The 12,417-nt window shown below is 62.6% G+C and carries 13 protein-coding genes; 7 read left to right on the top strand and 6 right to left on the bottom strand.

Annotated features, from left to right (window positions below):
• The first annotated feature begins 7 nt into the window (after positions 1-7).
• From RL_RS03400 to RL_RS03430, 7 genes are all read left to right on the top strand, one after another.
• Positions 8-781, top strand: a complete 774-nt coding sequence (locus tag RL_RS03400; protein ID WP_011650422.1) for an SDR family NAD(P)-dependent oxidoreductase — start codon at positions 8-10, stop codon at positions 779-781.
• 137 nt (positions 782-918) lie between these two features.
• Positions 919-1,743 carry a class I fructose-bisphosphate aldolase gene (locus tag RL_RS03405; RefSeq protein ID WP_011650423.1) on the top strand — a complete coding sequence of 275 codons (825 nt, stop codon included), beginning with the start codon at positions 919-921 and terminating at the stop codon, positions 1,741-1,743.
• 22 nt (positions 1,744-1,765) lie between these two features.
• The gene (locus RL_RS03410; protein WP_011650424.1) at positions 1,766-2,920 is read left to right on the top strand and encodes a Gfo/Idh/MocA family protein; all 1,155 of its coding nucleotides are present in this window, start codon (positions 1,766-1,768) and stop codon (positions 2,918-2,920) included.
• Positions 2,920-3,591, top strand: coding sequence for a D-lyxose/D-mannose family sugar isomerase (locus RL_RS03415; protein WP_011650425.1), 672 nt, complete (start codon positions 2,920-2,922; stop codon positions 3,589-3,591). Before RL_RS03410 ends, RL_RS03415 begins: the two co-directional genes overlap by 1 nt.
• Entirely contained in the window at positions 3,591-4,649 is a 1,059-nt protein-coding gene (locus tag RL_RS03420; RefSeq protein WP_011650426.1) for a carbohydrate kinase family protein, read from the top strand. The genes RL_RS03415 and RL_RS03420 overlap by 1 nt, the downstream gene beginning before the upstream one ends.
• Before the next feature lie 135 nt (positions 4,650-4,784).
• Positions 4,785-5,573, top strand: coding sequence for an L-iditol 2-dehydrogenase (locus RL_RS03425; protein WP_011650427.1), 789 nt, complete (start codon positions 4,785-4,787; stop codon positions 5,571-5,573).
• Between the two features lie 56 nt (positions 5,574-5,629).
• Positions 5,630-6,640, top strand: coding sequence for a zinc-dependent alcohol dehydrogenase family protein (locus RL_RS03430; RefSeq protein ID WP_011650428.1), 1,011 nt, complete (start codon positions 5,630-5,632; stop codon positions 6,638-6,640).
• Here the strand turns inward: RL_RS03430 and RL_RS03435 are convergent.
• The 6 genes from RL_RS03435 to RL_RS03460 all read right to left on the bottom strand — a co-directional run bounded on the left by RL_RS03435 (position 6,637) and on the right by RL_RS03460 (position 12,417).
• Positions 6,637-7,668: a LacI family DNA-binding transcriptional regulator gene (locus RL_RS03435; RefSeq protein ID WP_011650429.1), complete on the bottom strand. Its 1,032-nt coding sequence runs from the start codon at positions 7,666-7,668 to the stop codon at positions 6,637-6,639. The two genes, RL_RS03430 and RL_RS03435, sit on opposite strands and share 4 nt — an antisense overlap.
• 179 nt (positions 7,669-7,847) lie before the next feature.
• Positions 7,848-8,708 carry a Pnap_2097 family protein gene (locus RL_RS03440; RefSeq protein ID WP_011650430.1) on the bottom strand — a complete coding sequence of 287 codons (861 nt, stop codon included), beginning with the start codon at positions 8,706-8,708 and terminating at the stop codon, positions 7,848-7,850.
• 2 nt (positions 8,709-8,710) lie between these two features.
• Positions 8,711-9,985, bottom strand: coding sequence for an MSMEG_0569 family flavin-dependent oxidoreductase (locus RL_RS03445; RefSeq protein ID WP_011650431.1), 1,275 nt, complete (start codon positions 9,983-9,985; stop codon positions 8,711-8,713).
• A gap of 11 nt (positions 9,986-9,996) precedes the next feature.
• Complete coding sequence (locus RL_RS03450) at positions 9,997-10,284, bottom strand: MSMEG_0570 family nitrogen starvation response protein (protein ID WP_011650432.1); 288 nt, start codon at positions 10,282-10,284, stop codon at positions 9,997-9,999.
• Entirely contained in the window at positions 10,277-11,446 is a 1,170-nt protein-coding gene (locus RL_RS03455) for an MSMEG_0565 family glycosyltransferase (RefSeq protein ID WP_011650433.1), read from the bottom strand. The genes RL_RS03450 and RL_RS03455 overlap by 8 nt, the downstream gene beginning before the upstream one ends.
• Positions 11,443-12,417: a sll0787 family AIR synthase-like protein gene (locus RL_RS03460; RefSeq protein WP_011650434.1), complete on the bottom strand. Its 975-nt coding sequence runs from the start codon at positions 12,415-12,417 to the stop codon at positions 11,443-11,445. The genes RL_RS03455 and RL_RS03460 overlap by 4 nt, the downstream gene beginning before the upstream one ends.

Raw genomic sequence — 12,417 nt, forward strand, 5'->3', positions numbered from 1 at the left:
ACGTGAGATGAGCTACCAGCAGAAATTTCGCCTCGACGGCGAACGTGCGGTGGTCACAGGCGGAGGGCGGGCGATCGGTCTCTGCTGCACCGAGGCGCTGGCGGAGGCGGGCGCCGCCGTCGTCGTCATCGAACGCAGCGAGGCCGACGCTGAGCAAGCGCTTGCTCTCCGGAATAGAGGCTACGACGTCGAAGTCCGGGTCGGTGATGTCACCGACGCGGCCCGAATGGACGCGATCGCAACCGAGCTTGCCGATGGCGGGCGGCCGGCGACCATCCTGGTCAACAATGCCGGAATTGGCCAGAGCGGCATCCCGGCGCAGGATCTCACTGACGCCGATTGGCTGCGCATGATGGACGTCAATCTCAACGGCGTCTTCTGGTGCTCGCGCGCCTTTGGTCGTTCCATGATTTCGATGAAACGCGGCGCCATCGTCAACCTCGGCTCGATGTCGGGGACGATCTGCAACCGGCCCCAACCTCAGACGGCCTATAACGTCTCCAAGGCGGCGGTCCATCACCTCACGCGCTCGTTGGCCGCCGAGTGGGCCCATCACGGCATCAGGGTAAACGCCGTCGCGCCCACCTACATCGAGACGCCGATGGTGGTGGCCGTCGAAGCCAATCGGGAGCGTATCCCGCTCTGGCTCGCCGACACGCCGATGGCGCGGATGGGAACGCCGGAAGAGGTTGCAAGCGCCGTCCTCTTCCTCGCATCGGGCGCCGCCAGCCTCATGACCGGGGCGATCGTCAACGTCGATGCTGGGTTCACCTGCTGGTAGTCGGTCCCGGGCGAGGTGCGAGCGGCACCTCGCCCACACCTGGAAACCAGTATGGAAACGTTACCACATTATCTTGACTCGTATACCTGCTGCGTTTATCCAAATGTGGAAACGATACCATATTGGGAGGAAGTTTGATGAAATCCGCACGGTTGAACCGACTTTTCGGCGTGTCCGGAAATTGTTTTGACGTTGCTATCGATCACGGCATGTTCAATGAACGGACCTTCCTTTCCGGCATCGAGAACATGAAGACGGCGATCGAGGTGATCGCGGACGCGGCGCCGGATGCCATTCAGCTCCCGCCAGGGACCGCACCCCTTCTGCAGGCGATCCCCGGCAAACATCGCCCGGCACTGGTGCTGCGCACCGACATCGCCAACATCTATGGCAATCCCCTGCCGTCTCAGTTGTTTTCCGAGATGATCGACAGGGCGGTGGAACAGGGCGTTGCGTTGGATGCCGCCTGTGTCGTCGTCAATCTTTTGATGCTGCCGGACCAGCCGGAAGTCTACCGCGCCTGCGTGCGCAATGTGAACAGCCTGAAGCGCGAATGCGAGATCTACGGCATGCCGCTGATGGTCGAGCCGCTCGTCATGCAGGACAATTCCAAGGGCGCCTACATGGTCGACGGCGCGATCGACAAGATCCTGCCGCTCGTGCGCCAGGCGGCCGAACTCGGCGCTGATATCATCAAGGCCGACCCGTGCGACAATGTCGAGGAATATCACCGCGTGGTCGAGATCGCTCAAGGTCTGCCGGTGCTCGTGCGCGGCGGCGGCCGCGTTTCGGATCAGGAAATCCTGATCCGCACCAAGCAGTTGATGGAGCAAGGCGCCCGTGGCATCGTCTATGGCCGCAACGTCATCCAGCATCAGAATCCCGCCGGCATGACGCGGGCTTTGATGGCGATCGTCCATGACAAGGCTTCCGTCGAGCAAGCCTTGCTGCATATAGCCTGACGCGCGTCTGGGAGGAGATGTCATGACGAAAATATTCCGCTTCGGCGTCATCGGCTGCGGTCTGATGGGGCGCGAGTTCGCGAGTGCTGCGGCGCGCTGGCTGCATCTGGCCGATGTGAAGGCGCGACCGGAAATCGTCGCCGTCTGTGACACCAACGCGACGCTGCTCGACTGGTTCAGGGATCATGTGCCGACCGTTCGGCAATTCACCGCCGACTATAAGGAGCTTCTGGCCAATCCCGAGGTCGATGCGGTCTATTGCGCTGTCCCGCATGTGCTGCACCAGCAATTCTACATCGACATCCTGAAGGCCGGAAAGCATCTTCTCGGCGAAAAGCCCTTCGGCATGGACGCCGCTCAGAACCGGGAGATCATGGCGGTTCTCGCCGAGCATCCCGAACGCCTGGTCCGCTGCTCGTCGGAAATGCCTTTCTTCCCTGGCGCACAGAAGGTCATCGCGCTCGCAAAAAGCGGCGAGATGGGGGATATCCTCGAAGTCGAGGCGGGTTTCCTGCACTCTTCGGATATCGACCGGCAGAAGCCGATCAACTGGAAGCGCATGGCCGATATCAATGGCGACTATGGCTGCATGGGTGATCTCGGCATGCATGTGCTGCACGTGCCGCTGCGTCTCGGCTGGCGCCCGACCACCCTGCACGCGCAATTGGTCAAGAAGGTCACCGAACGTCCTGACGGCAAGGGCGGCATGCTGCCCTGCACCACCTGGGACAACGCCACAATCAGCAGCCGCGTGCGCACCGGGGATCAGGATTTCCCGATGGTGCTGAAAACCTGGCGCATCGCGCCCGGCGAATCCAACACCTGGTACATCCGCGTTCTCGGCATGAAGAAGAGCACGTTCTTCAGCACGAAGTCGCCGCGCCAGTGGCAGTGGATGGATTATAATGGCGGTGCCCAGGCCTGGAGCACCGAGGATCTCGGTTATGGCTCGCTGTTTCCGGCCATCACAGGCAAGATCTTCGAATTCGGTTTTGCCGACGCCATACAGCAGATGTGGGCGGCCTTCGTCGATGAACTTGCCGGCGGGAATGCCAACGGTTTCGGCTGTGCGACGCCGGCCGAGGCGCAGGCGCATCACGCGGTCCTGACGGCAGCCCTCAAATCCGGTCGCGAGGACGTCGTGGTGCCGGTCGCCTATGACGGGGCGTCAGCCTGATGAAGCGCTCCGAGATCAACGCCGCGTTGCTGCGGGCAACCGAGACCCTCGAGCGCTGGCACTGGTCCCTGCCGGCATGGGGGTATTGGACGGCGGCGGATTTTACCTCTCATCCCGAGGCATCGGCCTATTTGCGCGCCCATCAGCTGGGTTGGGATGTCACCGATTTCGGCTCGAACCGCTTCGCCGAATGCGGCCTCGTGCTGTTTTGCCTGCGCAATGGCATCGTTGATATCAGGGGTGAACGGACCTATGCCGAAAAGCTGCTCTTCGTTGGCGAAGGGCAGGTCACGCCGACGCACCGTCATGCGGCGAAGATGGAAGACATCATCAATCGCGCCGGTGGCGATCTCGTCATCGAATTCGCCGCAACCGATGCCGATGGCAATGTGCTGACGGAGGATGTGACGGTGCCGGTAGACGGGCTGCCGCACCGGCTCGCTGCATGGGAGCCGCTGATCCTCCAGCCTGGCCAGAGCGTGACGATCCGCACCGGGCTTTATCACCGCTTCTACGGCAGGAAAGGCGGCGGACCTGTCCTTGTCGGCGAGGTCAGTCAGGTCAACGACGACAACAGCGACAATTTCTTTCTGGAGCCGATCGCACGCTTTGCCGCGATCGAGGAAGACGAGCCGCCGCTGAGACCCTTGTGGAACGAAGGAGTCAGCTGATGCGAGCCGGGGAGGGGGTTCACGATCGCGACAGTCGGAAGCAGGGCGGCATCGTCTGCGCGGGAAACTTCATCGTCGATCGCGTCCACACCCTGTCCTATTGGCCCGAACAGGGCAATCTCGCGCATATCCTGCACCAGGATCTGGGCGTGGGGGGCGGGGCGGCCAACGTCGTCACCGATCTGGCCTCGCTTGGATTTCCCGGAAAGCTGGCGGCGGCGGGATGCATCGGCGCCGATCAGGACGGAGAAATCGTCAAGGCCCGCCTTGCGGTTGCCGGCGTCGATGTCGGTGGGCTGACGGCGCTTGCCGACCGGGTGACGGCGCATACCCATGTCATGAATGTGCCTGGCCAGAACCGGACCTTCTTCTATCATGGCGGCGCCAACGATGCCGTCACCGACAAGCTTGTCTCACCGGCAACCTTCGCCAAGGCCGGCTATCGGCTGTTCTATCTCGGTTATCTCATGCTGTTGCCGGGTCTCGACCGCATTGGCCCTGACGGCCGTTCGGGAGCATCGCGCCTGCTGGAAGCGGCGCGGCGCGCCGGACTGACGACCTGCGTGGATTTCGTATCGAGTGAAGACCCGGAATTTGCGGCCAAGGTCGGCGTCGCTCTGCCCTTCTGCGATTTCCTGATCATCAACGAGATGGAGGCGGGGCGGGCAACCGGCGTTATCGTCCGCGATGCGGAGGGAGATTTGATCGAGGCAGGGCTTTTGGAAGCGGGCGAGCGCCTGCTTGCGGCTGGTGTCGCCAAGGGCGCGATCATCCATGCGCCGGAAACCTGCTTCTGGTTTGCGCCGGGTGCTTCCCCGATCATCACGCGTTCACGACCTGTCGATCCCGATGACATCGTCAGTACCGTCGGCGCAGGAGACGCTTTCTGCGCCGCCGTGCTCTACGGCCTGCATGAGAACTGGCCGGTCGAGCATATCTGCGCCGTCGCCCACGCCGCAGCTGCGCGTTGCCTCGAGGGGGCGACGGCCACAGATGGCATCCCCGACATGTCCGTCCTTCTTCGCGAGGTGAAGGAGACGAAGCCGGAATCCGCTTAGCCCATTGGCGTCGCCTCAGGAGGGCGGTTCCGATTATCGTTCAGTCAAAAGGGGAGGAGCAACCATGAAGCTATTCGTTACGGCAGCCGCGCACGGCGCCTTTGCCGATTTAGGCGCGACCGGGGAGGCAGTGCAATGACACATACGGAAACGGCGCGACTTTCCGGCAAGGTGGCATTGGTCACGGGAGGAGCGAGCGGCATCGGCAAGGCGGTCTGCGAGCGCTTTGCCGCCGAAGGCGCGAGGGTTGTCGTGGCGGATCTCGACGGTGAACGATGCGCACGGGTGGCCGAAGCGATCGGCCCTCAGGCCTGGGGTGTAGCGCTTGACGTGACCAGTCAGGACAGCATCGAAGAAGCCGCGCGCTTCACCATCGCCACCGCTAGTCAGATCGACATCCTGGTCAACGCCGCAGGCATTTACGACGTCGAGTCCATCCTGGAAATATCCCGGGAACGGACCGCTAGGGTATTTCAGGTCAATATCGAAGGCCTGATCTTCATGACGCAGGCCGTTGCCCGCCACATGGTGGAAAGAGGGGAAGGTGGCCGCATCATCAACTTCTCGTCCCAGGCTGGGCGTCGGGGCGAAGGACCGGCAGTGGCTTACTGCGCTTCCAAAGCGGCCGTCATCAGCATCACCCAAAGCTGCGCTCTGGAGCTGATCCGTTACGGGATCAACGTCAACGCCATCGCTCCCGGCGTCGTCGATACGCCGATGTGGGACGTCGTCGATGCAAAGCTCGGCAGCCGGGAAGGTTTGAGACCCGGTGACGTCAAGCGCCGCGTGGCCGCCGCCGTCCCGGCCGGACGATTTGGCGCCCCCCAAGAACAAGCTGCCATGGCCGCCTTCCTGGCCGGACCCGATGCAGCATACATCGTGGCGCAGTGCTACAATGTCGACGGCGGCAATGTCATGAGCTGAGCGCTTGGCTTCATCAGCCGGAATAGGCAATCGAACTTGATGTCTGGAGGAGTGGAATGAGAGCTGTACGTTTGGAGTCGATCGGGTCTTTGACCATGCGCAGCGTCGAGAAACCGGTTGCCGGGCCGGGCGAGCTGCTTGTCCGGGTTTCGGTGGCCGGCATCTGTGGTTCCGATCGCCACATGTACAAGGGCGAGTATCCGACGGCTATCCCCGTGACGCTGGGCCACGAATTCTGCGGCATAGTCGAAGCGATCGGCGATACCGTTACCCGCTTTACCGGCGGTGAGCTTGTGACGGTGGACCCGAATATTGCCTGCGGTACCTGTCGGGCTTGCACGCAGGCACGGCCGAACCTGTGCGAGAGCTTGACCGCCATCGGTGTGACACGGGATGGCGGCTTTGCCGAATATGTGGCGGTGCCGCAGGCCCAGGCCTTCGTCCTGCCGGCCGACCTCGATCCCGTTCACGGCGTCTTCAGTGAACCGCTGGCCTGCTGTATCCATGCCATCGACAAGGCAAGGATCCGTCCGGGCGACAGCGTCGCGATCCTCGGCGGGGGCGTGATCGGCCTGCTCATGGTGCAACTGGCCCGCCTGGCTGGGGCAGGCGAGGTGGTTTTGATTACGCGGCAGCAATCGAGACGCCAAACGGCTCTGCGCCTGGGGGCGACGCACGCCTTCGACCCGGCCGCTTCAGACACAATCGCTTCCGTTCGAGAGGTCACCAAAGGCGGCGCCGACGTGGTCATCGAGTGCGCCGGCGTCAGCGACACGCTGCAAAGCGGTCTGAAGATGGCGCGGCGCGGCGGTAGCTTCGTGCTTTTCGGGGTCACACCGGCGGGGGTCGAGGTGCCGGTTCTGCCTTTCGATCTGCTCGTAAACGAAGTCGATATCAGGCCGGCCTACCTCAACCCCTTCACCCATTCGCGCGCTGCGGCAATGGTCGCGAGCGGGGCGTTGGAGCTGGACGCATTGGTCACCAAAACCATCGGTCTCGAGGAGGTCGCCGACGTGGTGGGCAACGCGCCATTGCCAGGCGAGATCAAGGTCATCGTCCGACCCTAGCTTGGCCGCGCCCTGCGAACAGCGCCGGTGGAATCACGCTCGATCAGCGTGACCGGCACTTTGACGATCGCACCCTGTCGAGATTCGTCTCCCGTGTGGTGCTCTTCGATCAGCGCTTCCAGCAGCCGTGCTGCCTGCTGTCCAACATCGCGGATCGGCTGCGCGACCGTTGTCAGCCGTGGAAAGACGTAGGCAGCCTCCGGCAGATCGTCGAAGCCGACGATCGAATAGTCGCCCGGAACGGAAAATCCGCGATCCTGGATGGCATGGATTGCGGCAATCGCTGAAACGTCGGTCGTGCCGATGATCGCGGTGACCTCGGGTCGAGACGCCAGCAATTCCCGCGCCAGCCGGTAGGTTTCTGCAAAGCTGTGCTCTTCCGCCATCGCCACGATGGCAGGCGCGATCCCATCTTTCGCCATCTCCGCCGTGATGCCCTTAAGGCGAAGCTGGATCGGCTGGCTGTGGGCCGGCGCGCCGACGATGGCGATTGCCCGGTGGCCGAGATCGATCAGATGGCGCGCCATCAGCCGCCCGCCTTCCTCGTGATCGGCCATGACAGCGTCGTCAGCGATGCCGCTCAGCTCGCGGTCAATGGCGATGATCGGAATGCCAGCGTCCCGCAGCACCCCGAAATGCTCGATGCTGCCGAAGGCGCTTGCCACGATGACGCCGTCGACGCGCTGGGCGAGCAGCATGGAGATGTAGCGCACCTCATGGTCCATATTTTCCGCCGTGCTGCAGATCAGCGTCTGATAGCCGTGCTGGAACAGTTCCTGTTCAATCGCATGGGCCAGGATGCCGAAGAAAGGCACTTCAATCGACGGCAGCATCAGTCCGATCATCCGGCTTGGTGCGCCGCGCAGCATACGGGCACCCTTGCTGGGCGTGTAGTTCAGCGTTCGGATAGCCGCCTCGACCCGCTCCCTGAGCTCAGGCGAGGCATAACCGCTGTTGTTGAGCACGCGCGAGACCGAAGAGACTGACGTTCCTGCAAGTTTAGCGATATGTCGGATGCTGGTCGTCACGTGCTCGCATTTCTTTCTCTACGGCGCCGCGCGTCCTTTCAGACGCGCGAAGGAGGCTAGCATAGGGGCGGTCGAACATTCATGAGACGGGCTGCTGAAGTTCACCTTCATTTCATTATCCACTAGATCACTAGCGGGACGCCGCATCAAGCGCGCCGCTGGTGCACTCCCGTGCAGGCTCAGCAAAGACTTTTCCAGGTGCCGAATATTTTGGCGATCACTTTCCCATTTTCGCGTCGTAGCTGCCCATGGACAGTTTTTTGCTCTTCAGAAAAATCAAGGAGGTCGAAGAAAACGCGTTCATTTTGTTCGATATTTCCAAGGAAGAAGACGTCCTTTCGGACGACCGGCCCCTTGCGGGGAAACCAGTCTTCCAAGGCGCGATCGGCGAGCGCCTGATACTCGGCAAAGTAAAATAGTCCCGCGCCGTTGAACTCCTGCGAGGCGCTGGGATCGAACCGAAAGGTTCGGAGCGCTTTGTTGGCGAGGACAGGAAACCCGAAATGCGTCCCCAACCGCCCATTCCGGATGTCTGCAGCATTCTGGGCCAGACGGCTGGGCTGGAACCGCTGTCCCTGCGGCGCACGCAACGTCACACGGGCGATCGAGTGATTGTTGTCTTTGATCGTTCTGTGAACGAAGGTGGAGATGAGTTCGACCACGCCGACGCTTCTTCCGTGGACAGACAACTCGTGCCGGGTCGACGTCCGGGTTCGCGAGACTGCGGACAGTCTCGAGTGGATGGTCAAAATGTCGTTCGCCTGCACCACGTCGAAACGTGCATCCGTCAGTGACGTTGCACAGATTGCGGCATAGGCCTCCTCTCCATCGGCCGTTCTGAAATCCGCATTATCGAGCCCGAGATGACACGCAAGCATCAGCCAGTGACGATGGCCGAGTTCCTTCATCAGCCAGGTCTCCGACAGCCCGTTTCCATTCAAATGCGGCATGCCCAGCAGTATATGCGGATCAAGGGCACGTTCCATCAGATCGCGTGCCGAAGGTCCTGCGGGCGGAAAGTCGAGAAGGGCTGCGCTCATGATCAGGCGCTGACCGATTGCTTGAGAGACGATGTCTGTGCCGAATGTCGCGCTGCGAGATGCCCGACCACATGTTCGGCATCCCTGCCGACGCTGAGGAACCGGCCCGAGCCCCAGGTCCAGAGCCAGGGAAGTCCGAGAACATAGACGCCATCGACGGCGGTGACTCCACGGCGATGAACGGGATAGGCGTTGCCGTCGAAGATCGGCAGTCCGACGAAGGACCAATCCGGGCTGAATCCCGTGGCCCAGATGACCGAGGTGATCCCCTCCGCCTTCAGGTCGAGTTCGGCAATCTCCGCCTCAGGCTCCCAGACGGGGACATAGGGGGATCCGGCCGGAGCCTCGATGCCTTTTTCGGCGATATGCCGGTCAATCAGGGCATTGATGCCGTTATAGACACGGTCGGCGCCGTCGAGATTGGCCTTCAGGTTCGGCTCGAACAGCATCCGGCCGGCGGCGACGCCGGACATGCGGCCATACAGCGCGATGCCTTCCAGCGCGAACTTGCGCAGATCGATATCGCGTCCGCCGTCGCGTCCCGTCAGATAGTGGTTGGTGTCGTGCTTTTTCTTCGTCATGCCGCCATGTTCGACCGTGATGTCGTACTGGCCGATATCGGAAAGCCAGTCGACCACATCGCGGCCGCGATAGAATCGGGCGCAACGCGGCGCATTGCCGGTGACGAGATGCACCTTGCGGCCCGCAAGATGCAGATCCTCTGCAATCTGGCAGCCGGACTGGCCGGAGCCGACCACGATGACGCCGCCATCCGGCAGTTGATCGGCATTGCGATAGGCGGCGGTGTGGATCTGCGTGATGTCCTCGGGCAGGCGCTCGCCGGCACGCGGAATGGCCGGATCCGCATAGAGGCTGGTGGCGATCACCACGGCATCGGCGGTCACCGCGCCAGCCGAGGTTTCGAGCCGGAAGAGGCCGCCATGCTTTTCGAGCGACGTCACGCCGGTTTGCTCGAAGATCGGAGCATCGACCTTCTTCACAAAGCGGTCGACATAGGCAAGGATCTCGTCCTTGACCATGAAACCGTGCGGATCCGTGCCGTCATAGGGATGATCGGGAAGCTGGCACTGCCAGTTCGGCGTCACCAGGCAGAAGGCGTCCCAGCGTTCGTTCTTCCACTTATGCGCAACGGTCTTCTTCTCGAAGACAACATGGTCGATGCCGTGGCTTTTCAGATAGTAAGAGGCCGAGAGCCCGGCCTGGCCACCGCCGATGACAACCGCGCTGTAATGGCTCTTGAGGGATGGTGTGGGCATGATGGGTCCTTTCAAAGGATGAAGGTTTTGCAGTGGACGCGGGCATCTGCGTCATGCAGGAAGGCGACAGCGGCGCTTTCAATTCGGGCGAGTTGGTCGTTTGCGGATGAACAGGCAAAACCAAACTTCGCCTCCACGCGATCGCTGGCGATGGTAAGCGCCCTGCGGCTGCGATCGACGAAATCGGCGACCGAATAACTTTCACCCTCGGTGAAAAACTCACGGATGATCAGCGAGGGGGAATAACAGCTCTCTTCCTGGCCATCGGGCCAGGTTATGACAAAGCGCATTTCAGGCATGGTCGGGCTCCAGCAGCGTGTGATAGCGGGCAAGATGGGCGGTCGCGGTTTGCTGCCAGCCATGGCGGGCGGCAACCGTGAGACCACGGGGAATGATCTGCTCGCGGATCGGTGCGACCAGCGCCAACGCCATGCCTTCGGCAATGGAGACCGGATGATGCGGATCGCACCAGATCGCATCGCCGGGTCCCAGATATTCGGTGAAGGGCGCAATCGAGGATGTCACGACCGGAATGCCGCTGGCCATGGCTTCCAGAACGACGAGGCCGAAGCCTTCCTTGAGCGAGGGGAACACCAGCGCATCCGCCAACCGGTAGAGGCTCGGCATGTCGGCATCCGCGATCGCACCGGTGACGTGCACCGCTGCGGCATCCCGACCGAGACAGGCGAGGCAAGAACGGAACTCCTCCTGATAGTCGCCATGGTCCAGGAGGGAGGCGCCGCCGGCAATGACAAGCTGGGCATCCGGCCGGATGGCGCGGACCTGACGAAAGGCTTCGAGAATACCGAGGGTGTTCTTTCGCGCCTCGATGCCGCCAACACTGAGGAAGATCGGCCCGCTTCCCAGCTGCAGCCTGTCGCGCAGAGCGACCTGCTCCCCGCTCCAGGCAGGCGAGAAGCGGTTGGTGTCGACGCCATTGCCGACCACTGTCGCCTCGATGCCGCGCTCGTCTCTCAGCCTGTCCTGCCAGAGGTGGCTGACGGCGAAGAAGATATCGGCCGCATCGATCGCGCGATCCTGCAAAGCGATCAGGCGCGGATCGGCGAACTGGTCGATGTGGTGGACAGTGCGGGCAAAATTCGGGATCAGGCCTTCCAGCTTGAGTGTCGCCAGCGCATTGCCGGAAATGCCGTCATGGGCGTGAAAGAGGTCGAAACCGTCGGTTCCCGTTCTCCGGAAATAGTCGACATAGTCTGCCATCCGCTGCTCGACCATTTGCGTCATGTCGGCGGGTGCCGGCGGCACGGCAATGCAGGCCGCGCCGCAGGAGGGTTGACGAAAGAAGCCTGCCCCCTTGGCATCCGGCGCATGCAGGACCACCTGATGACCAAGCGAGGTCAGCGCTTCCGAAAGCTGCATGGCATGAACCACGCCGCCACGCGGATTGGTGGAATGGGTCAGCATGGCAATGCGGAGCGTTCGGTGCGACTTGAGGCTCATGCGGCGACATCCTGCCGACCGAGCTGCAGCAGGGGTGTTTCGGTATGATCGCGCACCACTGCACGGCTCTCGCCGTCGACCAGCGCGACTTCGGCGCCGACCACGACCGCGCCGATGACCGCAGCGCTGATGCCGCGCGCGGTGAAGCGGGTGACGACATCGGCCACATCTTTCGGCGCGACCGAGAGCAGGTAGCCGAAGCTCGGAAAGGTGACGAGCCAGCGATCGAGACTGACACCGGCGGGCAGGGGAATGGCGGTGACGTCGATGTCGATGCCGACATGCGAGCATTCGGCCAGCATGATGGCCGTGCCGACGATGCCGCCCTGGCTGATATCCTTAGCAGACAGCGCCAGCCCGGCCTCGGCGATCTCGGGCAGCAGCTCGAGGTCGCCGCGCAGGCGCGCCGGCGCGGCGTCGGTGGCGGCTTCCCAGTTGTTGAAGGGTTCGCGGTAGCGGCCGCGATGGTCGATGGCTGCAACCAGCACATCGCCGGGCTTGGCATCGAAGCTCGTCAGCAGGGTCTTGGCGCGACCGAGAATGGCGACCGACAATTGGCCGCGTTCGCTGCGGATATTGGTGTGACCACCGACGATCGGCACGCCAAAGGCGCTGGATGCCGCCCGCATGCCTTCGAGAACGGGTGTCGCGCCAGCCTCGCCATTGGCCCAGACGGCATCGACCACAGCGATCGGCCGGCCGCCCATGGCAACGACGTCGGAGATATTGACCATGACGCCGCACCAGCCGGCGAACCAGGGGTCGGCGGCGACGAACTCGTTCATGAAGCCTTCGATGGCAAAGAGCAGATAGCCGTCGCCGTCGGGCAGCGCGGCGCAATCGTCGCCGACGGCAATCTGCTGCCCCTGAAGGCCGAGCCTTGCCGCGATCGTGCCGATATCCTGCTTGGCGGCGATGCCGCTGCTGGCCGAGACTTTGGCAGCCAGGCTCTCGATGTCGATCGGGACCAT

It is taken from the genome of Rhizobium johnstonii 3841 (assembly GCF_000009265.1).
Classification (GTDB): domain Bacteria; phylum Pseudomonadota; class Alphaproteobacteria; order Rhizobiales; family Rhizobiaceae; genus Rhizobium; species Rhizobium acaciae.